The following is a 24,081-nucleotide window of genomic DNA, read 5'->3' as shown; positions in this document are numbered from 1 at the left end:
CGCTCGCTAGCCCCGATCGCGCGCGGAAACCGGCGTCACAATCGGGACGACGAACTCCTCGATCATCGCCCGCTCCTCGACCTCGTCGCGGCCCGGATGCGTCAGCAGCGAGACGATCACCCGCACCGTCCAGCGGCCGCGACGCTCGATGACGGCGGGATCGTCGGGCCCCAGCGTGTGCAGGAACGCCACCGCCAGGGCCGCGATCACGTCGGATTGCCCGGCCAATTCGCCACCCACCGGCGGGCGGGTGGTGGCAAACCACGACGCCAGCGCCGGGCTCTCGCGCACCATCGCCAACGTGACCAGGATGCTCGCGACCAGCCGTTCGCGCGGGTCCTCGATGTCGCCGGTGCGGGCGATGATCTCGCGACCCAGCCGGTGGGTTTCGCGGTGGATGTAGGCGGTTCGCAGCGCCTCGCGGTTCTCGAAGTACCGGTACAGCGTCGCGCGGGAACAGCCCGCCGCCCGGGCGATTTCGTTCATGCCGATCGAGTCCGAGTCGCGCTGGGTGTACAGCTGTTCGGCGGCGTCGAGGATGCGGTCGGCGGCCGCCTCGGTCCGGTGCGTGCCCAGCCAGTCGTTGCCGGGCATCAGGATTTCACCCGGATGGGCACCGACAGCGGACGCCGGACGTAACTGCCTCCGGCCCAGACGATTCCGGATTCGTCCACGTCGAAGTCCGGGCAGCGCGCCAGCAGTTCGGTCAGCGCGACGCGGGACTGCATCCGGGCCGCGGCCGCGCCCAGGCAGTGATGCGCGCCGTGGCTGAACGTCAGGATGTTGCGGGGGCAGCGGGTCACGTCGAGTTCGTCTGCGTCCGAACCGTATTGGCGCTCGTCGCGGTTGGCCGAACCGTACAGCAGCAGCACCCTGCGGCCGGCCGGGATGGTGGTCTCCTCGACGGTCACGTCGCGCGTGACGGTGCGGGCTAATCCCTGCGCCGGCGCGGTCAACCGCAGCAATTCCTCGACCGCGTCGGGAATGCGACCCGGGTCGTCCACCAGCAGCTGACGTTGGTCGGGCCGTTGGTGCAGCAGTGGCATCGAGCCGCCGAGCATGCCGGTGACAGTGTCGTTGCCGCCGGTCACCATCGTGAACGTGAAGCCCAGGATCGACAGGACGCCGGCGATGTCGCCGTCGGCGCCGACCCCAGCCGCGACCAGGTGCGAGATGGTGTCGTCCTCGGGTTCGGTGCGGCGCCGCTCGATCAGCGCGGTGAAGTAGGCCATCATCGTCCCGACCGCGTCGCCGACGGTCTCCAGCGCGGCGGCGACCCCGCCCTCGGCCGTGTTGGCCGCGACGATCGCCTGGGTCCAGCCGTCGAATTGGGCCCAGTCTTCTTCCGGCACACCGAGGTAGTGGGCGACCACCATCGACGGCAGTGGTTTGAACAGTTCCGCGACGATGTCGCCGCCGCCGGCCGAGCGCAACCCCTCGATGCGCTCAACGACGAACTCCCGGACCTTGGGTTCCACCGCCCCGACCTGCCGCGGCGTAAAGCCGCGCGACACCAGCTTGCGAAACTGCGTGTGCACCGGAGGATCCTGCATCACAAACGGCGGATTATCCTGCAGCCCAATCATTTCCAGGTCGCCGTAGTTGACGGTCAATCCCTGTGCCGACGAATAGGTTTCGTGATCGCGGGCCGCGGCCCACACGTCGGCGTGCCGGGAGAGCACGTAGTAGTCGTCCTCGGGGTGATTCGCCGGAACGACGTGGTGCACCGGATCGTGATCGCGCAGCGCGCGGTACATCCGCCACGGATTCGACCACGTGTCGGCGGTCGCCAGCTGAAACTTGACCGGTGCGTCGTGAGACATAACGGCAGCCATGTCTCATTCGTACGACAACGTGCGCTAGATGTCAACCTCGCCCCACGCCGAGCGCCCTGTCAGCCGGGCACTCGACACCGAGCGCCCTGTCAGCCGGGCGCTCGCGCACAAAAGACCACGCAGAGCGCACAAAACCTAGATACCCGACCCGGGGTTGAGGATGCCCTGCGGATCCAGCGCCTGCTTGATGCGCCGGTTGAGCTCCATCACGTCGGGCCCCAGATAGCCGGCCAGCCAGGGTCTCTTCAACCGGCCGACGCCGTGCTCCCCGGTGATCGTGCCGCCGAGCCCGACGGCCAGGTCCATGATCTCGCCGAACGCCAGGTGGGCGCGTTCGGTCATGGCGGCATCGGCAGGGTCGTAGACGATCAGCGGGTGGGTGTTGCCGTCGCCGGCGTGCGCGATCACCGAGATCATCAGGTCGCGCTCGGCGGCGATGCGCGCGATCCCGGTGACCAGCTCACCCAGCGCCGGAAGCGGCACCCCGACGTCCTCGAGCAGTAACGATCCCTTGGCCTCGACGGCCGGGATGCAGAACCGCCGGGCGACGACGAACGCCTCGCCCTCGTCGGGATCGTCGGTCGAAAACACCTCCGTCGCAGCGTTTTCCGCGAACACCTCGGCCATTAGCTCGGCGTCCTCGCTGCCGGCGCGGCCGCGCTCGTCGGACCCGGCCACCAGCATGGCAGCCGCCCCGCGGTCCAGATCCATGCGCAGGCTGTCCTCGACGGCGTTGATCGCCACCGAATCCATGAACTCCAGCATCGAGGGGCGCAGCCGCGCGGTGACGCCGAGCACCGCGTCGACCGCGTCCTCGACGGTCGCGAAGCTGGCCACCACGATGCTCGACGCGTTCTGCTTGGGCACCAGCCGCAGCGTCACCTCCGTGACGACGCCCAGCGTGCCCTCGCTGCCGACGAAAAGCTTGGTCAGGCTGAGCCCCGCGACGTCCTTGAGGCGCGGGCCGCCCAGCCGGACCGCGGTGCCGTCGGCCAGTACCACCTGCATGCCCAACACGTAATCGGTGGTGACGCCGTACTTCACGCAGCACAGCCCGCCGGCGTTGGTGGCGATATTGCCGCCGATGCTGCAGATCTCGAACGAGGACGGGTCCGGCGGATACCACAGGCCGTGCTCGGCGGCCGCCTTCTTCACCTCGGCATTGAACAGCCCGGGCTGGCATACCGCGGTGCGCGTCACCGGGTCGATGGTGATGTCGCGCATCTTCTCGGTGGACAGCACGATGCCGTTGTCCAGTGCGGTCGCCCCGCCGGACAGGCCGCTGCCGGCGCCACGCGTCACGACGGGCACCCGGTGCGCCGCGGCCCAGCGCAGCACGGTCTGCACCTCTTCGGTGTGCCGCGGGCGCACCACGGCCAGCGGCTTGCCGGCCGACGGGTCGAAGGCGCGGTCCTGGCGGTAGCCCTCGGTCACGGTCGGGTCGGTGACGACCATCCCGTCGGGCAGGTCGGCGATCAGGCTGGCCAGGGCGTCAGAGCTCACGGCCCGATACTAGGCCCGCGTCACGGTCCCGGGTCTCGTGCGAACTCCGGCGCGCGGTCCAGTTCGTGCAGCGACGGCAGCCGGCAGGCGACCAGGCCGATCAGCAGGATCGGAATCGCCAGCGCCAGGAACGTGACCTTCAGCCCGGCCGCGTCGGTCAACGGACCGGCCACCAGCAAGCCCAACGGGCCCGCCGCGTAGGTCAACCCGGTCATCACCCCGACCACCCGGCCGCGCAGCCGGTGCGGGGCCCGGGTCTGCATCATGTAGTTGTAAATCGGCTGGATCGGTCCGTAGACCAGGCCGGTGACGGCGCAGAGCACCAGGATCACCGGCAACGGCGGCAGGAATGCGACCCCGACGGTCGCCGCCCCGAAGGTGAGGGTCGCCGTCAGCACGGCCGCGCGCCGTCGCAGATGTTTCGACAGCGCGGCATAGCCGAGCGCTCCGGCTACGCCGCCGAACCCGATCGCCATCAACGCCCACCCCAGTTGCGCGGGTTGGTGTTGGTCGGAGAAGTACTTCGGGAACAGCACGCTTTCCATCGGCAGGTAGAGCGCCGTGACGGCCAGGTCGATCAAGCCCAGCGTCCGAAGCACCCTCATGTTCCAGACGAAGCGCAACCCTTCGGCGATGCCGGACATCCACCCGGAGGGCCGTGTCTCGCGGGCAGGCTTACCGGCGCCCGCGAGGCGCAGCGGCCCGATCGTCAAAATCGACAGCCCGAACAAACCCGCCGTCACCCACATCGTGTTGACGCCGCCGACCGTGGCGATCATCAGGCCGCCGATGCCCGGGCCCACGATGAACCCCAGGTTGAGGATCGCCTCGTAGACGCTGTTGGTGCGGGCAAGCGACCAGCCCGCCCGGGCGGCCGCCTCGGGCAGCATCGACTCACGCGCGGTCGTCCCGGCCGGGTCGAACGCGGCCGCGAAGAAGGCCAGGACGGCCAGCACCGCCAGGTTGAGGGCGTCCGCACCCAGCCCCCACGCGATCAGCGGCACGAGGGTCACCGCCGTCCCGGAGAGCGAATCGGAGACCAGCGATATTCGGCGGCGCCCGAAGAAGTCGACCGCGGTGCCCGCGACGAGAGTGGACAGCACCAGCGGCAGCGTCATCGCCAGGGCCACGGCCGAGGCTTCCCGCGCGCTGTTGTGGTGCTGCAACGCCAACCACGGGAACGCGACGATCGAGATGCCGCTACCCGCTGTCGCCATCATCGTGGCGAACAGGATCAGGAATGCTGGGCCGCCGCTTTTCATTGGAATATCGCCGCTGAATTTATGCGAAAGCGGTATTTGCGGCGACCGAATTTTTCGACTCATGCAGGATGTTCATGTGCTCGCCCACCCACGCACCGGCCAGATGTTCGGCTCTCCGGTCGGGGCCGGCGCCGGATGGCCGGGTGATCCCGCGACGCCGCAGACCCCGGTGGCGGCGGATGCCGCCGCCGTCGCCGAGCTCGCCGAACACGCCGGTTCGATTCCAGAAATCGACGCGCTGGTCAGCGTCTGCCGGGCCTGCCCGCGATTGGTCAGCTGGCGCGAGGACGTCGCGGCCGTCAAGCGCCGGGCCTTTGCCGACCAGCCGTATTGGGGGCGACCGGTGCCCAGCTGGGGATCGGTGCGGCCGCGGCTGTTGATCGTCGGGCTGGCGCCCGCCGCGCACGGCGCCAACCGGACCGGGCGGATGTTCACCGGCGACCGCTCGGGCGACCAGTTGTACGCGGCGCTGTATCGGGCCGGACTGGTGAACCAGCCGACCAGTGTCGACGCAGCGGATGGGTTGCAGACCAAGAAGATTCGCATCGTCGCGCCGGTGCGGTGTGCGCCTCCGGCCAACGCCCCGACGACCGAGGAGCGCGACGCCTGCTGGCCCTGGCTGCAGGCCGAGTGGCGGTTGGTGTCCGAGGATGTCCGCGTGGTCGTGGCCCTGGGCGGGTTCGGCTGGCAGATCGCGCTGCGGCTGCCGGGCACCTTCGCGGGACGTAAGCCGCGATTCGGCCACGGTGTCGTTGCCGACTTGGCGCCCGGCGTGCGATTGCTCGGCTGCTACCACCCGAGCCAGCAAAACATGTTCACCGGTAGGTTGACACCAGCAATGCTCGACGACGTCTTTCGCGACGCAAAAGAACTGGCAGGGATCAAGTGACCGAGGTTCTGGTATCGGGCGCCAGCGTTGCGGGCGCGGCGGCCGCGTTTTGGCTTGGGCGGCATGGCTTTTCGGTGACCGTGGTGGAGCGCCACCGGGGGCCGAGGCCGGGCGGTCAGGCGATCGACGTGCGCGGACCGGCGTTGACGGTGCTCGAGCGGATGGGCCTGCTGGGCGCCGCCCAGAAGCGCAGGACGCAAATCCAAGGGTCCTCGGTCGTCGATCGTGACGGCAACGAATTGTCTCGGGACACGGAGTCGACACCCACCGGTGGCCCCATCGACAGTCCCAACATCGAGCTGTTGCGCGATGACTTGGTCGAATTGCTCTATGGCGCAAGCCAATGGACGGCCGAGTATGTATTCGATGACACCATCACCGCAGTGCAGGACGACGGTGCGGCGGTACACGTCACCTTCGAGCGTGCCGCGCCGCGCAGTTTCGATCTGGTGATCGGCGCCGACGGATTGCATTCCAACGTGCGGCGGTTGGTCTTCGGTCCGGAAGAGGATTTCATCGAGAGGCTGGGCACGCACGCGGCGATCTTCACGGTGCCCAATTTCTTGGACCTGGACTACTGGCAGATGTGGCACTACGGGGACGCCAGCATGGCGGGGGTCTACAGCGCGCGCAACAACACCGAGGCGCGGGCCATGGTCGGCTTCATGGATACCGATCTGCGGATCGACTACCGCGACACCGCGGCCCAGTTGGCCGAGCTGGAGCGGCGGATGGCCGGCGACGGCTGGATTCGCCCGCAGCTGCTCGAGTACATGCGGACCGCACCGGATTTCTACTTCGACGAGATGTCGCAGATCAAGATGGATCGCTGGTCGCGGGGGAGCGTGGCGCTGGTCGGGGACGCCGGGTACTGCTGTTCGCCGCTGTCGGGGCAGGGGACCAGTGTCGCGCTGCTGGGCGCCTACATCCTGGCCGGTGAGCTCAAGGCGGCCACCCAGGAGGGGACGGTCGACTACGAAGCCGGCTTCGCCAACTATCACCGCGAATTCAGCGACTACGTCAAGCGCAACCAGTGGCTGGTCGTGGACAACATTCCGGGCGGTGCGCCGATACCGCAAGAGGTGTTCGACCGCATCGTCGCCTCCATCACGCTCAAGGACTACTGAGCCCGGGAACGTTTGCGGGCCCGCGCGCGTTGACGCGATCGTGCGTCTTTCCGTTCTTGACCTCATCCCGGTGCGCACCGACCAGACGACCGGTGCGGCCCTGGCGGCCACCCTGCAACTCGCGCAGGCCGCGGACCGGCTGGGTTTCACCCGCTTCTGGGTCGCCGAGCACCACAACATGCCGTCGGTGGGTGCCACCAGCCCGCCGGTGGTGCTCGCCTACCTGGCCGCGCAGACCTCGCAGCTGCGGCTCGGGTCGGGCGGCGTGATGCTGCCCAATCACGCCCCGCTGGCGGTGGCCGAGCAGTTCGCGCTGCTGGAAGCCGCCGCCCCGGGCCGGATCGACCTCGGCATCGGCCGGGCGCCCGGATCGGATCCGGTGACGTCGTATGCGCTGCGCGGCGGCCGGGACGACCGCGACATCGAGAACTTCCCCGAATACCTCGATGACGTGGCGGCGCTGATGAGCGCTCGCGGCGTGCGGGTTCCGCTGCGCTCAGGTGACTACACCCTCAGGGCCACCCCGGCCGCGGCCGGTGAACCGCGCCTGTGGCTGCTTGGCTCGTCGATGTACTCGGCGCATCTGGCCGCCGCCAAGGGGTTGCCGTATGTGTTCGCACATCACTTCTCCGGCAACGGAACCGAAGAGGCGCTCGAGGTGTACCGCTCGCGGTTCAAGCCCAGTGAGCTGACGGCCGAGCCGCTGACATTTCTGACGGTGAACGCGGTTGTGGCCGAAACACGGGAAGAGGCAACGGCTTTGATGCTGCCCAACCTGCAGATGATGGCCCGGCTTCGGACCGGGCAGCCGCTCGGGCCCGTGCCGCTGGTCGAGGAGGCCGCCGTCGCCGAGCTGACCGGACAGCAACAAAGGATCGTCGAGAGTGGCCTGCAACGCGCCGTTCTGGGGGCACCTGCCGAGGCCGCCGACCAAATCCGGGCCTTGGCCGACCGGTTCGGCGTCGACGAGGTCATGGTGAACCCGGTGGCCTCGGCGCGCCGCGGAACCGATTCCGAAACCGCACCCGCGCGGGTCGCGACGCTGGAGCTACTGGCCAAGGAGCTGTTCTAGCCCTCGCTCGAACGCGCCGGCTCCTCGGACCGGCTGGCGTGGGGATCGCTCGCATGGCTGGCCATCCAGTCGCGCAGGTCGTCCGGCGGCAGCGGCGGGCTGTGCACGAAGCCCTGGGTGATGTTGCAGCCATACCGCCGCAGGGCGTGCAGGGTGGCCTCGTTCTCGACCCCCTCGGCGACCAGATCGGCACCCAGGTTGGACGCCAGCGCCACCGTCGACCGCACGATGGCGACCGATCGCGCGTCGTGGGCCAGCCGCGACACGAAGATCCGGTCGAGTTTCAGCTCGTCGACCGAAACCTCTTGCAGGCGAGCCAATGACGACCAACCGGTGCCGTAATCGTCGAGCGAGATGCGGATGCCCAGGCCCTGCAGCGCGGCGACGGTGTTGCGGCTTCGCACGGAATCCACCAGCGCGCTCTCGGTGATCTCGAGGATGAGCGCCTCGGCGGGCAGACCGTGGTTGGCGAGGAGTCGCTCGACGGTGCCGACGAGTTCGATGTCCAGCAGGTTGGTCGTCGACAGGTTTACCGCGACGGTCAGCGGGATGCCTTCTTCGCGCCACGAGCGAACCTGCGCCAGCGCCATGGAGAGCGTGCGGTTGGAGATTTTGCGCATCAGCCCGGCGCGTTCGGCGACGGACAGAAACTCCTCCGGCAGCAGTGTTCCGCGGGTGGGGTGCTGCCAGCGCAGCACCGCCTCGACACTGTGGACGCTGTTGTCGCGGCCGTCGATCTTGGGCTGGTAGTGCAGTCTCAGCTCGTCGGTATCGAACAACGCGGTGCGTAATTCCTCGATGAGGCTCGGGTCGTTGTCGCGATGAACCTCGAACGAGGAGTCGTAGACGGCGATCTTGCTGCGGGCGGATTTGGCGTGCGCCATGGTGGTTTCGGCGCGGTCCAACAAGTCCTGCGGGGAGTCGCAGTGGTCGGGGCAGAGCGCGATGGCGATGCGGGCGTCCACCTGCACGGTGATCGGATCCAAAGCGATTGGCTCGCTTAAGGCTTCGAGCAGCCGGCCCGCCGAGGCGCTCGCCGCGGTGAGGTTGGCCCCATCCGACAGCAGCACGGCGAATTGGTCTTCGCCCACCCGTGCGAGCAGATCGTCGCGACGGACGCAGCCGGCCAGTCGATTTGCGATGTGGCAGAGCAGCTCATCACCGAACTGCCTGCCGATAGAGTTGGTGATCTCGTGAAAATCGCTGAGGTTCAACAACAACAGCGCGCGGCGCGCGTGCGCTCTGGTCGGAATCGACCTGGCTCCCGATGGTGGCGAGACGGGCAACCCGGTCAGGGCCGTCGCCAGTGAGCGCCGGTTCGGCAGTGCCGTCAACTCGTCGATCATGGCGAGTCTGTCGTTCGTCTCCAGCGGGTTCGCGGTGCGGAAGGTCAGCGCGAACCGACCGGTCGCCACGACCAGGCTCAACGCCGCCAGCGTCGCGGCGAGTCGCGAATGATGTGCCAGGACGATCACGCCCAGCGCCACGACGGCGGACACCACCGGAGTGATGTAGGGCCCGTATCGGCCCCGGGGTGGTGGCGTGATCGACGACGATCTGGCCCAGCTCGCCATCGCGATGAGCAACGACGACGCGGCCCAGCACGCATCCAGCAGCGAGCCCGCCCGATACAAGCCGGCCGACGTCTGAAAGAGATAGGCGGCGTCCGCGACCGCGAACAAGACCAATCCGGCGACCAGCAGTGCCCAGCGAATTTCATTGCGCCAGCCAAGGATTGGCAACATGCCGGCGGCCAGGGCCAGCAGCACCAGATCGCTCCACGGATAGGCCAGCCCAACCCAAACGGTCGCCGGACTGCGTACTGCGGCCGCCCGGATCGGGCCGGCCGTCAATGCCGCGGCCACCGCCGCCAACGTCAACGCGCAGATGAACGAGTCGAGCTGAATCGGGACCGGCAGCCGCTTGAGCCGAGCCCGCATGAGCAGCAACAGGCCGGCGTAGACGAAGGGGTAGTAGGCCAGGTACTCCGGATCGGCCACCGACGGGGATCGGCCGTTGGGCACCCACAAGGCATAGACGACGTCACCCACCGCCGAGGACGCCATGCCCGCGGCGATCAGCCCCCAGGCGAACCGGTCGGCCGGAACACGGTACGCGCGGAGGGCGATGAGTCCGGCCGCGACCACGGTCAAAGCCGTGTACAGCGCGGCGGCCGAGACGATGCCGTGGCCCGCATTCGGACGCAGGACGCTGGACACGGTGAAGGCGGCCAATCCGACTGCCAGCAGCGCGATTGCGGTCCGGACGTCCCGTGGCGGCCAGCGGACGGCGTCCGGAGCTTCCTCGGGCGGGCTCGGTGCCGCCGTGGCGACCACGGCGGCCGGCCGGGAATCGCGCGGCGTATCGGCGTCGCCACCACCGATAACGCGGGAGGCCACGGGCGATCTGTGCGAACCCGGCGCCGCCGGAAACGCATATGGCAGCGGCAAGTCGGGCATGAAGCTGCGGATGCACTGGCCGCCTTCGCGTTTGGCGGCGTACATGGCCAAGTCGGCGTGTCGCAACAGCTGATCGACGGTGCAGTTCGCCGAGCCGGTCGCCACCGTGAATCCGATGCTGGGCCGCACCGTGATCGGAATGCCGTCGATCAGAACGGGTCCGGTGAAGGCGTCGAGGATGCGGTGCGCAGCCGCCTGCGATTCTTCGACGGAGGTTTCGATGACCGCCGCGAATTCGTCGCCACCCAGCCGGGCGATGGTGCCCGTGTCGCCCAGCGCGGCGGTGAGCCGGTCGGCCACCCGGACCAGAAGTTCGTCGCCGGCCGGATGGCCCAGGGCGTCGTTCACGGCTTTGAAGTTGTCGAGGTCCAGGCACAACACCGCGATCGGTGTGCCGTCGGGGTGCCGGCGCGCGATGGCCAGCTCCAACCGGTGCAGGAAGAGCGCCCGATTGGCCAGGCCGGTCAGGTGGTCGCGGAAGGCCTCCTGCGCGACTTCGGACAGCAGATTCTGGTTCTCCACCAGGGCCACGAATTGCCGGGCCAGCACGGCGGCCACGAGGATTCCCAGCGCGCCCAGCAACGGTTTGTGCAGCGTATTGCCGGCCGCGTGTGCCCAGCCCACCGCGGCCGCCATGGTCAGCGGCAGGTAAGGCAGCCAGAGGCGGGTGCGCAGCTCCATCTCGTCCGGCGACGCTTGCGACGCCCGCGCGGGATGCTCGTGCCGGCTGGCCGCCGCGGCCAGCGCCAACATCGCCAGCCCCGCGACTCGGGTCAGGTCGGCGACGTAGCCGGTGTGATAGCTGCCGATGCCGGTGTCGAAAACCAGCACCAGGTCGGCAAGGTTGATCATCCCGATCCCGCCGGCCAGCAGCATCCGGCTCGGCTGGTCGCCGGGACGCGCCCGCGACAGCATCAGGATCGCCGTCGTGAGCAGGACGATGTCGCTGAAGACCTCCGCCAGCGTCGCCAGCCGGGTGCCGGTGTGCTCCCGCAGCTGAGTTTCGACCACGAACACCCAGGAGATGACGAACAGCGAAGTCGCCACAATCAGGCCGTCGAGCAGCAGACGCCGGAAGTTGTCGAGGCGAGAGAGCCGGGACAGCAACACCAGCGAGGTCATCGCGCCCACCGGATACAACAGCAGCACGATCTCGGTCGCCGCCGGGTTGGCGGCGTGGTCGAATTCCGGGCGCACGTCGTAGACCGCCCAGATGATCTCACCACCCGCCCAGCCGCCCAGACCCGTGACCAGCGCCAGCCAGCCGTATCGCTGTCGTCCGGCTTTGCGGCGCGCGGCGGCGACGGCGCACACCGCCGTGATGGCCAGGCACACCGCGATGACGACCTCGTTGATCGGCCGCGTGCCGTAGGGGCCACGCGACCCCCAGAACTGCGACACCACGATCAACGACTCGGCGACGCCGTACGCGCCGACGAGCAGCCAGCCCCTGCGCGCGGGCACGCCGAACCGCCGCCACGGATTCACCGCCCAGCGTTTCAACACCGCACCAGCCGCTCCCCTGCTGTGTGGTGAAGAAATGAACAACCTCACCACGAGTTACAGGGCATTAAACCGCTGCTGACGTTCGCGAAGTGGGGCTTTTGTCAGGTTGGTGCAGGCGCGGACCGTGATCGGGCGAGCGGCTCAATCCGGCTGACTTGCATCGATGCGGGCCAGCGCGGTGCGCAGAATCTGGCCGGTGGCGTCCCGGTCGGGGTCGCGGCGCAGCAACAGCCCCTTGGCCACCGACAGCTTGTCGCCGTTGCGGCGGGGCAGAACGTGCAGGTGGATGTGGAGGACGGTCTGGAAAGCGGCGCTGCCGTCGTTGACCGCGATGTTGGTCGCGTCGGCCAATTCGGTGCTGCGCGCGGCCCGGGCGATGCGTTGCCCCAGGGTGACCATTCCGGCCAGCGTTTCCGGCGGGGTGTCGGTGAGATCGACGCTGTGTCGCTTGGGCAGCACCAACGTGTGGCCGCGGGTGAACGGGCGGATGTCGAGGATGGCCAGGTAGTCGTCGTCTTCGTAGATCCGGATGGCGGGAGCCTCGCCGGCGACGATCGCACAGAACACGCAGGACATGTCGCCCACGGTACTGGCTGCTGCGTCGGGGCCATGCCGAGACCATTCGGGGCCTGCCGCGATTATCGGGATACGCTGCCGCGGTGAACGATCTCGCGTTCGCCGGCGCGGCGGCACACGCGCGCATGCTGGCCAACGGTGAATTGACCGCGCCGGAGTTGCTCGAGCTCTACCTGGAGCGGATCGCGCGACTGGACAGCCAGCTGCGTTGCTACCGCGTGGTGCTTGCCGACCAAGCCCGTTACGAGGCCGCCGCGGCGCAGCAGCGCCTGGACGCGGGCGAACGGCTACCTCTGCTCGGCGTGCCGATCGCGATCAAAGACGATGTCGACGTCGCGGGGGAGGTGACGACTTTCGGCAGCGGCGGACACCGGCCCGCCGTCACCTCCGACGCGGAGGTGGTGCGCCGGTTGCGGGCCGCGGGCGCCGTGATCATCGGCAAAACCAATGTGCCCGAGCTGATGATGCTGCCCTACACCGAGTCGATGACCTTCGGGGCCACCCGTAACCCGTGGAATCCCACCCGCACCCCCGGCGGCAGCAGCGGCGGGAGCGCCGCCGCCGTGGCCGCCGGCTTGGCTTCCCTGGCACTGGGATCCGACGGGGGCGGCTCGATCCGCATCCCGGCGACGTGGTGTGGCCTGTTCGGCCTGAAGCCGCAACGCGATCGGGTGTCGCTGGAACCGCACGACGACGCCTGGTACGGGCTGAGCGTCAACGGCCCGATCGCGCGGACGGTGATGGACGCCGCCGTGTTCCTGGATGCGACGTCGACGGTGCCCGGTCCCGAAGGGGAGTTCGCGGTCGCGGCGGGGCGAAGTCCCGGCCGGTTGCGAATTGCGTTGAGCACCAAGGTCCCAACCCCACTCCCGGTCAGGGTCGGCAAGGCGGAGCTGGCGGCGGTCGACCAGGCGGGCGCGTTGCTTCGCGACCTCGGCCATGACGTCGTCACGGCCGACCCCGAATATCCGCCCTCGGCGATAGTCACGAACTACCTGCCCCGCTATTTACGCGGCATCTGCGACGACGCGGACGCTCTGGCCCATCCGGAACGCCTGGAAACGCGCACGCGCAACATGGCCCGTTTGGGGTCTTTCTTCTCCGACCGGCGGATGGAGGCCATCCGAGCCAACGAGGGCGCCGTGATTGCGCGGATCCAGGCGATCTTCGACGACGTCGACGTCGTCGTCACCCCCGGCACCGCGGCGGGCCCGTCGCGTATCGGCGCGTATCAACGCCGCGGCGCCGTGTCCACGCTGCTGAGGGTCGGCCAATACGTTCCCTACCAACAGATCTGGAACCTGACCGGGCAGCCCGCGGCGGTGGTCCCGTGGGACTTCGACGGGGATCGCTTGCCGATGTCGGTCCAGCTCGTGGGCAGACCCTATGACGAAGCGACCCTGCTGTCGCTCTCGGCGCAGATCGAAGCCGCCCGGCCGTGGGCCCTGCGGCGACCGCCGGTCTCCTAAGCGGGGTCAAGCAGCACAGCCCAGGCCGCGAGCTTGGCGCCCGGCCGCACCGCGTGGGCCGGGCTGGTCGACGGCAACCGCCGATACCGGATCCGCTCGGGCGCCGTCGCCAGTCGGCGGAACAGGTCGGCGGCCTTGGCGCCGTTGAAGTACACCGCCGTGATGGTGGGGTAGTGCTCGAACAGCTCACCAAAATCGTTGACCAACAAACTCTTTGGCTCAATTGCCGAGTCGGAGCTGCCGACCCGGCGGCACGCGTGCAGCACGTCCCAGAGGGCGACACCACGGGACCGCAGTTCCGTGAGCCGCCCGTCGTAGGGCGCGGCCGCATCGAAGCCGAACAGCTCACCGGTGATCGACCAGAACGCATTGCGCGGATTGGCGTAGTACTGGCGCGCCACCAGCGACTGTGCACTGGGAAACGAGCCGAGGATCAGCGTCGTGGCGCGCTCGTCGACGACGGGCGGGAATCCCCGCAGCAGCGGTGTGCTCATCACCCCACATCATGGCTCGCCCGCGTTGTACGTTGGCGACGTGCAGGACGGGGCCGACCACGACATCGACGATCTGCTCGAGGGGCTCGAGGGGAGCGCGCGCACGGAGCGCGCCGAGCTGGTGAAGTGGTTGTTCGAGCAGGGCGTCACCGCCGAGGAGATCCGCACCACCAATCCGCCCTTACTGCTGGCCACCCGCCACCTCATCGGCGACGACGGCAGCTACGTGTCCACCCGTGAGATCAGCGAGGCCCACGGCATCGACCTGGGCCTGCTGCAGCAAGTGCAGCGCGCGATCGGTCTGGTCCGCGTGGACGACCCCGACGCGGCCGTGCACATGCGCGCCGACGGTGAAGCCGCCGCCTTCACCCAGCGATTCGTGGAGCTGGGACTGGATCCCGAACAGCTGGTCCTGGTGGTGCGGGTGCTCGCCGAGGGGCTGTCGCGGGCCGCCGAGGTCATGCGGTACACGGCCCTTTCGGCGATCATGCGCCCCGGCGCCACCGAACTCGAAATCGCCAAGTCCTCAAAGGCTTTGGTGACCGAGATCGCGCCCATGCTCGGCCCGATGATCGAGCACATGTTGTTCATGCAGCTGCGTCACATGATGGAGACCGAGGCGATCAATGCCGCGGAGCGGGCCGCAGGCAAGCCGCTCCCGGGAGCGCGCCAGATCACCGTTGCCTTCGCGGACCTGGTCGGCTTCACGAAGATCGGCGAGGCCGTGTCACCCGAGGAGCTCGGGCATCTGGCCAACCGGCTGGCCATCCTAGCCCGGGACATGACCGTGCCCCCGGTGCGATTCATCAAGACCATCGGCGATGCGGTGATGTTCGTCTGCCCAGATCCGCTCCCGTTGCTGGACGTCATCGTCAAACTCGTTGAAGCCGTCGACACCGACAACGACTTTCCCCGGTTGCGAGCGGGGGTGGCGTCCGGCATGGCGGTGAGCCGGGCCGGTGATTGGTTCGGCAGCCCGGTGAACGTCGCAAGCCGCGTTACCAACGTGGCGCGCCCCGGCACGGTCCTGGTCGCGGATTCGGTCTGGGACGTCATCGGCGACCGCGGTGAGTTCTCCGGATCGTTCGCCGGTGCCCGTCGGCTCAAGGGCATCAAAAGCGAGGTGAAGCTGTTTCGGGTCCGGCGGGGCGACGGCGACTGACGGCCACGCAGCCACGGCGAGCAAAGGAGCCCCGGCACATGGGCAGGCCCGGCGCGACTCCAGGGGGCGTCTGACTCCGTCTTATGCGTGTCCTACGCGGCCGGATTCCTACCCCGTGTTCCGGCACTTCGAATTGGTCGCTTCCGGGCCTGCTTCGCTAACCAAACTACGCCGACGAACTGCCCGGATCAACGGGTTTTCCGGGTTGGCCGGAGTCCTCGATCATCCGTGAGCCGGTGGCCGCAACCGGCGGGAGGTCGCCCCGCGTTCCTCCGTCGTTTCGCTGCCGGTGAAAGGCCGTTCCCTTACAGTTGCAACGGTGTAATCATGTAATCATGAAAGCGCATCACACACATGGGCGGCGTTACGGCCGCCCCGGGGGCTGGCAGCAAGCCCAGCAACCCGACGCCAGCGACGCCGCGGAGTGGTTCGCCGGTCGTCTACCGGAGGATTGGTTCGACGGCGACCCGACGGTGACCGTCGACCGCGAAGAGATCACCGTCATCGGCAAGCTTCCGGACGCGGCGAGTCCGGAGGGCGAAGCCAGCGAGGCCCGCGCGGCCGGTCGAGCTTCGCGATTCCGCGAAGACACCCGGTCCGAGCGGATGCATATCGCCGACGAAGCGCAGGATCGCTACGGACGCAAGGTGTCCTGGGGCGTCGAGGTCGGCTCCACGGCGGGCACCGAGCGAATTCTGTTCACCCACATCGCCGTACCGGTCATGACGCGGCTGAAGCAACCGGAACGTCAGGTGCTGGACACGTTGGTCGATGCGGGGGTCGCCCGATCCCGCGCCGACGCGCTGGCGTGGTCGGTGAAGCTGGTCGGCGAACACGCCGAGGAGTGGCTGGCCAAGTTGCGGGGCGCGATGTCGGCGGTCGACGACCTACGCGCGCAGGGGCCCGATCTTCAGTCGTGACAAGGCATTAACGGTACGGCCGGTCAGCCTTCCGGCTTTTCGCTGTCGATTTTGGCGACGATCTTGTCGGCGATCTGGCCGCCCTGATCGCTGATGTGGTACCCGCACGCGTTGATGTCGACGACCACGTTGTTGGCCACGCTGAGCGCGCGCTGGCACTCCCAGCCGTCGGCGCCTTCTTGGGTGTCCATCAGCGTCACTTTTGGCGGGCTGCCCTGAAGCTGGGCGAACGTCCACCGGTACGTCTTGTTCTTGTTGGTGACGGTCACGGTCTTGCCGGCGCAGCCCTTCCACTTCTCCGCGGAGGTCTGCACGAAGCTCTTGGCCCTGTCGGCGGACGGGAAGAGCACGACGGCCTGGTTGACCCAGTGGTCGTAATTGTCGCCCGCCTCCGAGGACACCAGTCCGCTGACGGCCGAGTAGCCGCTGCCCGCGTAGACCGGATCCTGGGTGGTGTACAGCGCGCCCTGGCAGTCCGGCGCGGACACCGTCACCGAGGAGCTGTCCGTCGACGTGATCGGTTTGCCCGGCTGCATCGACGACGAGCCCATCACGCCGTTGATGTCGGCCGGACCGAGCAGCAGGCCGCTGAGGCGTTCGGGCCCCAGCGGGGCGGCCTGCGGCGGTTCCGGCTTGGGCCGGACGACCAGCCAGATGCCCACCCCGCTCGCGATGAGAACGAGCACCACGGCGACCGCGGCGATGATGGGCCAGACATTGCGGTGCGGCTTGGGCGGCTGCTGACCCCAGGGCGTTGAGCTGGTGAACTGTGGCGGGCCGCCCCAGTTGGCGTTGCCGCCTTGGTAATACGGCGGCGGGGGGTGGCCGGCCGCCGGGATCGGGCCGCTGGTGGGGGTCCACGCCTGAGCGCCCTGCGACGGTATCGGACCGGAACTGGGGGCCGACGGCGGGTCGAATGGCGACGGCGGCGGGGTGTTGAACGTGGGCTGGTACGCCGGAGGGGGCGCTGCAGCGGCGTGGGCCTGCGCGCCTGGGTGATCGACGGCGGGCACCGCGGCTTCCTGGCTGCGGCGCAAGATGGTAGCGGCGCGGTCCTGGTCGGGGTTGCTGAGCGCTTCCTTGGCGGCCAGGGCCAGGTCACCCGCGCTGGCGTAGCGGTCCTCGGGCTTTTTGGCCATGCCGCGGGCGATCACCGCGTCGAAGGCCTTGGGGACGCCCGGGCGCTGCTCGCTGGGCGCGGGGATGGGATCCATCATGTGGGCGGACACCAGCACGCCGGCGCTGTCGGCGCGGTAGGGCGGGGATCCGGTCAAGCACTCGAACAGCACGCAGGCCAGAGCGTAGATGTCGGCGCGATAGGTGACCTCCGCGTCGGAAAACCGTTCTGGCGCCATGTATTTCCACGTCCCGACCGCGGTGCCGAGCTGGGTGAGCTTATCGTCGGTGGTGGCGCTGGCGATGCCGAAGTCGACCAGGTAGGCGAAGTCGTCACGGGTGACCAGAATGTTCTGCGGTTTGATGTCGCGGTGCATCACCCCGGCGGCATGGGCGGCGTCGAGTGCGGAGGCGATCTGGGTGATGATGGCGACCGCGCGAGGTGGGGTCAGCGGGCCAAAACGCTTGAGCACGCTGTCCAGGTCGGTGCCCTCGACCAGGCGCATCTCCAGATACATCTGGCCGTCAATTTCGCCGTAGTCGTGCACCGGCACCACGTGGGGTTCCTGCAAACGACCGGCGGTGCGGGCTTCGCGTTTCAACCGCTCGCGAAATACCGGGTCCCGGCTGAAGCTTTCGGAGAGGAGTTTGACCGCGACCGTCCACTCCTTGACGGTGTGTTCGGCCTCGTAGACCTCACCCATCCCACCGCGGCCCAGCAGCCGCTTCAGGTGGTAAGGGCCAAACATCGACCCCGCCCGTGAGGACTGCTCGTCACTCATTCCTCATCCTTCCAACCCAACCCCCAGCCTGTCGGTCCCGTTCGAGACTTTGCGGACAGGCGCACGATTGCAACCCGTGACTGAGCAATCATGACGGTAAGCGCGCAGGCGTCCCACCGCACGATAACGGGAACAATTTCGGCGCGCGTCAGCGCGTGGTCGGGTCGCCCGAGGTCCTGGCCTCGTCGCCGTTGTCGGCCGCGATCTGGAAGGTGAATTCGTGGTCGCAGATCCGGATGCGGTCGCCGTCCTGCAACGTGGCGGCCGAGCGGATTCGTTGGTCCTGCACGTGCACGCCATTCGAGGACCGTAGGTCGTCGATGATGTAACCGGTTCCGGTGTCGACGACGACGGCATGGTGGCGGCTGACTTTGGGGGAGTCCAGGACGATGTCGTTGTCGCTAAGCCGCCCAATCGTTGTCGACCCTTGTAGCGGATAGCTGCGCCCGGTCACCTCGTGCAGATAGGCGAACACCTTCTTGTCGGACGTGTAGTGCTCCAGCACGGTGATCGCGACCGCGGCGGTCGTCATGGCGTTCTTCTTGGCGTCCAGCGGTTCCTGGCGCAGGATCCGGTCATTGAGGGCGCGCAGGTTCTGGCCCGGGTCGATCCCGAGGTCATCGGCGAGCGACTTCTGCACGCGGCGGTAGGCCGCCAGCGCGTCGGATTGGCGGTCGGTGAGGTAGTAGGCGGTCATCAACTGCGCCCATAGCTGTTCGCGGTAAGGATGTTCGGCCGTCAGCGCTTCCAGCTCGGTGATCACGGTAAACGCACGTCCGCAGGCGATTTCGGCCTCGGCCTGCGCCGTGTGAGCCAGGATCTTCTCCTCGACGAGGGACGTGGTGAAGGCGTCGACGAACCGGAAGCCTTCCAGGTCCTCGAGCACCGGGCCGCGCCATTCGGCCAGGGCCGCGGTCAGGTGCCGGCTGGCCTGTTCGAAGCGTCCCGCGGCCGCCGCGTGCACGCCGGCGGTCTTCTCGGCGATGAAGCGGCCGAGATCGCAAGTGTCATTGGGGATGTTGAGCCGATACCCGGGCGGCGCCGCGACCAGCACGGTGCGCGGGTCCACGCCGGCGCCGGTCAGCAGCTTGCGCAGGTTGGACACGTAGGAGTGAATGCTGGCCCGCGCCCCCGACGGCGGCGACTCGTCCCACAGGGCGGTGATAAGCCGGTCGACGCCGACCGGGTTGTTGCGGTTCATCAGCAGGAGCGCCAGCACCGCCCGCTGTTTGGGCGTGCCGAGCGCCACCAGGGCACCGTCAACGCTCATCTCCAACGGCCCGAGCAGACCGAATTCGAGACGTTTGTCCGCCATCGCGCCTACCAGCCTTTCCGCGTCCGCGGCGTCGGATGCCATGAGGTCACAGTTGTGATTGTGACGCCAACCGGGCGGATTCGTTGACAATCCCCGCAAACCGTCGAGCTCCGACGGCATGTCGTCGACTTCACCGGCACGCTGAAGCGCGGTCCGGCGCTATCGGATGACTGAAATGTGTTCGTACCCAGCGCGATAGTGGCTGCCCCGCACGAATTGGATTGCATCGCCGAGACATACCCGCGGCGCGCAGGCCCGGGGGCATTGCGCGCCGCGTGAGGCGAATCGCCGTCGGTTCAGGTGGTGACGACCATCAACTCGTTGCTGGTGTCCCACGACTCGACGAAGAGCCGGACGGGAATTTGCTCGTTACGGCCTTCCGGGGTGCCGCTGTCATTGAGGTGAACCATGCCGGCGACGGTGTCCACACCGGTCACCACCACGGCGTGATTGGACTCCGGGCGGGCGTTCCTGTCCTTCTGTTCGACGGGCTGGTGCCAGATGAGTTCGGCGTTCAGGCTGACGATCACCTTGTGACCGGCGGCCAGTGCTCGCTCGAGCCCCACCATTCCCGACGGGGTGCCGGTCTGCGCGGCGTCGTCCTTATCGCCGGCGACCGCGCCGATCTTGTACTGTGCCAGCAATTCGGGGATGTCCGCGGTGTTTGCTCCCGGGCCCGACTCCGCGTTGCTGCCGGCGGCGGGCTTGGTGTAGATCGGACCGGGGTGGGCGACGCTCGGTGTCGACTGGGCCTTTTCGATGATGTCGTGCTCCGACGGCTGCACGCCGGTGATCTCGCCGATGACGTCGGCGCTCGACATGAGCACGCAGTCGTCGTATTGCTGCTGGCGCCAGAACTGGGCGGCGGCGGTCGGGTCGCCGTACGTGAGCTGGGAAGCCGCGGCGCCGGCCGGGGCCGCCAGGCCGAGCGCGACCGCGGCGGCGGCCACCGCGAAGGTGAGGGTCTTGGCGATGTTGGCGGTCTTCACGGTGGGCCTCTTCTCGTGTCTCGCGGGTCGGTTGAGAAGAGCTTCGGATGTCCGCCTTTTTGACTTCTCTACGAATTCTTGGAGCCGTCTGGCGTGCGGTTGGTTCCAGCCGCCGATGGGGGACCCCGGTTACCCGGAATCCCCCATCGTGGGTCGTGGTCGGCTAGGCGGGCTGCCCGGAGAACTGGGGGCAGTAGGCGTGGGTCGCCGCGATCACCACGCTGGCTGCCTGCGGGGGAGTCAGGTTGGTGTGGCGGAAGATCTGGACGGTGACGGCTGTCGGTGTTTGGCCGGCGGCCAGGTCGGTGCACACCTGGTGGCCCGCTCGCACGGCATCTTGAGTCGACGGGAAAGAGACGCCGAGGCTTTGCATCTGGCCCAGGAACGCCTGATCTGCGGTCTGCACGGAACTCGCTGCGGCGGTGCCGGCCATGCCGATGGCGGCAAGCCCGACGGCGGCTGCGCCGATGGTAGTGGTTGCCATGGTGATGATGCGGCGGGAGAACATTGCTGCCACCCCTTTCAGGTGCGTTACTGGGTAGGACGATCCCAGCGTCGCGTTTGTTCCTTGGTGTCTTCTCAATAACTTCTCGGTAGCGATCGCGGCCGCTTATCGATGCGGCCCGCCGGACGCGCGCCGTTACGCCTGTGTCATCTCGTAATACGAACCGCGCCGGGCAAATAGTTCAGTGTGATTGCCCTGTTCGACTATCCGGCCGCCCTCGACCACCACAATTCGGTCGGCATCGCGAATCGTCGAAAGCCGATGCGCGATAATGAAACTCGTGCGGTCGCGGCGCAGTTCGCACATCGCGTGCTGGATGAGGGCCTCGGTGCGGGTATCGACCGAGCTGGTCGCCTCGTCGAGGATCAACAGCTGGGGGCGGGCAAGGAATGCGCGTGCGATGGTGATCAGCTGCTTTTCGCCGGCGCTGATGTTGCCCCCGTCACCGCTGATTCGGGTCTGGTAGCCGGCCGGCAAGGTCCGCACGAAACGATCGACGAAGGCGGCCTCGGCGGCCTCGAGCACCTCGTCCGCAGCGGCGTCGGGACGTCCATAGGCGATGTTCTCCGCGATCGTCCCGTCGAAAAGCCAGGTGTCCTGCAGCACCATGCCGATTCGCGACCGCAACGACCGGCGGTCCATCGTGGAGATGTCGACCCCGTCGAGCAGGATCTGGCCCGCGTCGACGTCATAGAACCGCATCAGCAGGTTCACCAGCGTGGTCTTGCCCGCTCCGGTCGGCCCGACGATCGCGACCGTGCTGCCCGGTTCGGCCACCATGGACAGGTCCTCGATCACCGGGGTGCCCGGGCGGTAGGCGAAGCACACGTGGGCGAATTCGACGCGTCCAGCCGGGCTCGCGGCGGGCTGGTCGGCGGCCGGAGGATCCGGCGATTCCTCGGGCTCGTCGAGCAGCGTGAAGACGCGTTCGGCGCTGGCCGCCCCGGACTGCAGGGTGTTGTACATCCCGGCCAGTTGGCTCAATGGTGAGTTGAACTGCCGCACATACTGAATGAACGCCTGGATGTTGCCCAGGGTGATGTGGCCGGTGGCCACCTGCAGGCCTCCCACCACGGCGACGGCGACATACCCGAGGTTTCCGATGAACGTGGTCGCCGGCGCCACCAGTCCGGAGAAGAATTGCGCGCCGAAGCTGGCGTGGTAGACGTCGTCGTTGAGGGTACGGAATTGCTCGCGCGCCGCGGCCTGGTGGCCGAACGTCGTGACCACCGTGAAACCGCTGTAAGTCTCCTCGATATGGGCGTTGAGGCGTCCGATGCTGGTCCACTGGGTGACGAACAGGCGTTGGGAACGACGCGCTATCGCCCGCGTCGCCAGCAGGGACAACGGCACGGTCAGCACGGTGATCAGCACCAGCAGCGGCGAGATGGACAGCATCATCGCCAGGACCGCGACCACCGTCAGAACCGATGTCAGCAGCTGGCTGATCGTCATCGACAGCGACGATTGGATGTTGTCGATGTCGTTGGTGACGCGGCTCAGCAGTTCGCCACGCTGGCGGCCGTCGAAGTACGACAACGGCAGCCGGTGGATCTTGTCCTCGACAGCGGAACGCAGCGCCACCATGGTGCGCTGCACGGTGACGTTGAGCAGCCGGGCCTGCCCCCAAATCAGCAGCGCGGAAACGAGATACAGCGCAAGTGCCAGCGTCAGTGTGCGCGCGACCGCCCCGAAGTCCACGCCGTGGCCCGGCACCACATTCATCCCGGACAGCAGGTCGGCGAAGGTGTTGGCTCCCCTGCTGCGTGCGTCGGCGACGGACTGCGCCTTGGTGATTCCGGCGGGAAGCCGGCGCCCGATCACACCGTTGAACAGTAAATCGGTGGCATGCCCCAGGATCCGTGGGACGATCACGCCGACGGCTGTGCCGGTGATTCCCAGGGTGATCACCGCGGCGCATAGTCGTCGTTGCGGCGCAAGCTGTTTCACCAACCGGGCAGCCGGGCCCCAGAAGTCGCGGGGACGGGTGGCTGGGGCGGGCCGGCCGCCCGGCTTGGTGGTCGCGCGGGTCACGGCGCGCCCCCGACTCGACCCGGGCGCACGGCGTCGACCGACTGCGAGTCGGCGAATTCGGCGTAGGTGGCGCAATCGGCGAGCAGCGATTCGTGCGTGCCGGTGCCCACCAGGATCCCGTTATCGATCACGATCACCTGATCGGCCTTCGCCGCGATCGAGATACGTTGTGTGACAACGATGACGGTGGCGTCACCGGAGATCTCCTGCAGCGAGGCGCGGACCCGCGCGTCGGTACGGGCGTCGAGCGCGCCGAACGAGTCGTCGAACAGATAGATGGCCGGGCGGCGGATGACCGCCCGCGCGATGGCGAGTCGCTGCCGCTGCCCGCCGGAGAAGTTGATCCCGCCCTGGGCCACCCGCATGCGCAGCCCGTCGTCGTGGGCCCGCACGAAATCGTCGGCGGCGGCCACCCGCAACGCGTCCCACATCTGTTCGTCGGTGACCTCTTGGTGGGGGGCGGCGCCGTAGCGCAGGTTGTCCGCGACCGTCCCCGAGAACAGGTAGCCGCGCTGGGGAACCAGCCCGATGGCCGACCACAACCGCTCGGTCTGATAATCGCGGACGTCGATGCCGTCCACCGAGACCGCGCCGTCGGTCACGTCGTAGAGTCGGCAGATCAGCGAGACCAGCGTCGACTTGCCCGAACCGGTGCTGCCGACGATGGCGGTGGTGGTTCCGGGCCGCGCGGTCAGCGAAATGTTCTGCAGCACTGGGCGATCGGCGCCGGGGTAGGTGAATGTCGCGCCCTCCAGACGCACCGTCCCGGTGATCGCGCCGCGCGGGGCAAGCGGATTCGGGGGGTCGGTGACGGCGGGCCGGGTGGCGAGCACCTCGGTGATCCGTTCGGCGCAGACGGAGGCCCGCGGCAGCACCACCAGCGTCATCGTCGCCATCAACACCGCCATCAGGATCTGGGTGAAGTAGGCCAGGAAGGCGGTCAGCGAGCCGACCTGCATCTGGCCGCGGTCGATGCGCAACCCGCCGAACCAGATCAGCGCGACGCTGGACACGTTGATGGTCAGCGTGGTCACCGGCAGCATCAGCGCTTGCCAGTTACCCGCGG

The 24,081-nt window shown here is 68.1% G+C and carries 19 protein-coding genes; 6 read left to right on the top strand and 13 right to left on the bottom strand.

The genetic code is table 11. The features are described from left to right. Positions 1-6 precede the first annotated feature (6 nt). From A5708_RS11585 to A5708_RS11570, 4 genes are all read right to left on the bottom strand, one after another. Positions 7-594: a TetR/AcrR family transcriptional regulator gene (locus A5708_RS11585; RefSeq protein ID WP_065028767.1), complete on the bottom strand. Its 588-nt coding sequence runs from the start codon at positions 592-594 to the stop codon at positions 7-9. Further along, positions 594-1,835 (bottom strand): cytochrome P450, encoded by a 1,242-nt coding sequence (locus tag A5708_RS11580; RefSeq protein ID WP_196772610.1) that lies wholly within the window; start codon positions 1,833-1,835, stop codon positions 594-596. Before A5708_RS11580 ends, A5708_RS11585 begins: the two co-directional genes overlap by 1 nt. A gap of 135 nt (positions 1,836-1,970) precedes the next feature. After that, entirely contained in the window at positions 1,971-3,338 is a 1,368-nt protein-coding gene (locus tag A5708_RS11575; RefSeq protein ID WP_065028765.1) for an FAD-binding oxidoreductase, read from the bottom strand. A gap of 20 nt (positions 3,339-3,358) precedes the next feature. Continuing rightward, a complete protein-coding gene (locus A5708_RS11570; RefSeq protein WP_065028764.1) occupies positions 3,359-4,600 on the bottom strand; it encodes an MFS transporter in 1,242 nt (413 codons plus the stop codon). A 61-nt stretch (positions 4,601-4,661) separates the two neighbouring features. Between A5708_RS11570 and A5708_RS11565 the strand changes: the two genes are divergently transcribed. From A5708_RS11565 to A5708_RS11555, 3 genes are read left to right on the top strand one after another with little or no spacing between them, the layout of a single operon-like run. After that, positions 4,662-5,489 (top strand): uracil-DNA glycosylase, encoded by an 828-nt coding sequence (locus A5708_RS11565; protein WP_065028763.1) that lies wholly within the window; start codon positions 4,662-4,664, stop codon positions 5,487-5,489. Then, positions 5,486-6,616, top strand: a complete 1,131-nt coding sequence (locus tag A5708_RS11560; RefSeq protein WP_065028762.1) for an FAD-binding protein — start codon at positions 5,486-5,488, stop codon at positions 6,614-6,616. The genes A5708_RS11565 and A5708_RS11560 overlap by 4 nt, the downstream gene beginning before the upstream one ends. A gap of 40 nt (positions 6,617-6,656) precedes the next feature. Continuing rightward, positions 6,657-7,688 (top strand): LLM class flavin-dependent oxidoreductase, encoded by a 1,032-nt coding sequence (locus A5708_RS11555; RefSeq protein ID WP_065028761.1) that lies wholly within the window; start codon positions 6,657-6,659, stop codon positions 7,686-7,688. Here A5708_RS11555 and A5708_RS11550 read toward each other — a convergent pair. Next, positions 7,685-11,635 carry a bifunctional diguanylate cyclase/phosphodiesterase gene (locus A5708_RS11550; RefSeq protein WP_065028760.1) on the bottom strand — a complete coding sequence of 1,317 codons (3,951 nt, stop codon included), beginning with the start codon at positions 11,633-11,635 and terminating at the stop codon, positions 7,685-7,687. The genes A5708_RS11555 and A5708_RS11550 overlap by 4 nt on opposite strands. A 159-nt stretch (positions 11,636-11,794) precedes the next feature. Next, positions 11,795-12,229: an HIT family protein gene (locus tag A5708_RS11545; protein ID WP_065028759.1), complete on the bottom strand. Its 435-nt coding sequence runs from the start codon at positions 12,227-12,229 to the stop codon at positions 11,795-11,797. 83 nt (positions 12,230-12,312) lie between these two features. Between A5708_RS11545 and A5708_RS11540 the strand changes: the two genes are divergently transcribed. Beyond that, positions 12,313-13,698, top strand: coding sequence for an amidase (locus A5708_RS11540; RefSeq protein ID WP_081292912.1), 1,386 nt, complete (start codon positions 12,313-12,315; stop codon positions 13,696-13,698). Here the strand turns inward: A5708_RS11540 and A5708_RS11535 are convergent. Continuing rightward, positions 13,695-14,192, bottom strand: a complete 498-nt coding sequence (locus tag A5708_RS11535; protein ID WP_065028758.1) for a DNA-deoxyinosine glycosylase — start codon at positions 14,190-14,192, stop codon at positions 13,695-13,697. The two genes, A5708_RS11540 and A5708_RS11535, sit on opposite strands and share 4 nt — an antisense overlap. Before the next feature lie 40 nt (positions 14,193-14,232). On the opposite strand from A5708_RS11535, the gene A5708_RS11530 reads away from it, so the two are divergent. Together A5708_RS11530 and A5708_RS11525 are read left to right on the top strand one after the other, a co-directional pair. Continuing rightward, complete coding sequence (locus A5708_RS11530; protein ID WP_196772609.1) at positions 14,233-15,354, top strand: adenylate/guanylate cyclase domain-containing protein; 1,122 nt, start codon at positions 14,233-14,235, stop codon at positions 15,352-15,354. Positions 15,355-15,689: 335 nt separating this feature from the next. After that, positions 15,690-16,274, top strand: a complete 585-nt coding sequence (locus A5708_RS11525; RefSeq protein ID WP_065028757.1) for a hypothetical protein — start codon at positions 15,690-15,692, stop codon at positions 16,272-16,274. 23 nt (positions 16,275-16,297) lie between these two features. On the opposite strand, the gene A5708_RS11520 is transcribed toward A5708_RS11525, so the two are convergent. From A5708_RS11520 to A5708_RS11495, 6 genes are all read right to left on the bottom strand, one after another. After that, complete coding sequence (locus A5708_RS11520; protein ID WP_065028756.1) at positions 16,298-18,172, bottom strand: serine/threonine-protein kinase PknH/PknJ; 1,875 nt, start codon at positions 18,170-18,172, stop codon at positions 16,298-16,300. Between the two features lie 148 nt (positions 18,173-18,320). Further along, complete coding sequence (locus tag A5708_RS11515; RefSeq protein ID WP_419538321.1) at positions 18,321-19,529, bottom strand: BTAD domain-containing putative transcriptional regulator; 1,209 nt, start codon at positions 19,527-19,529, stop codon at positions 18,321-18,323. 254 nt (positions 19,530-19,783) lie between these two features. Next, on the bottom strand, positions 19,784-20,476 hold the full coding sequence (locus tag A5708_RS11510; RefSeq protein ID WP_065028755.1) for a hypothetical protein: 693 nt from the start codon (positions 20,474-20,476) through the stop codon (positions 19,784-19,786). Between the two features lie 163 nt (positions 20,477-20,639). Beyond that, positions 20,640-20,984 carry a DUF732 domain-containing protein gene (locus A5708_RS11505; protein WP_065028754.1) on the bottom strand — a complete coding sequence of 115 codons (345 nt, stop codon included), beginning with the start codon at positions 20,982-20,984 and terminating at the stop codon, positions 20,640-20,642. Between the two features lie 132 nt (positions 20,985-21,116). Further along, positions 21,117-23,015: an ABC transporter ATP-binding protein gene (locus A5708_RS11500; RefSeq protein ID WP_065028753.1), complete on the bottom strand. Its 1,899-nt coding sequence runs from the start codon at positions 23,013-23,015 to the stop codon at positions 21,117-21,119. Beyond that, positions 23,012-24,081 (bottom strand): ABC transporter ATP-binding protein (locus A5708_RS11495; protein WP_155765980.1); only part of this gene is annotated, 1,070 nt, incomplete at its 5' end. The genes A5708_RS11495 and A5708_RS11500, both read right to left, overlap by 4 nt.

The sequence above is a fragment of the Mycobacterium colombiense genome (assembly GCF_001672755.1).
In the GTDB taxonomy this organism is placed as follows: domain Bacteria; phylum Actinomycetota; class Actinomycetes; order Mycobacteriales; family Mycobacteriaceae; genus Mycobacterium; species Mycobacterium colombiense_C.
This window is presented reverse-complemented; position numbering and strand designations above follow the sequence as displayed.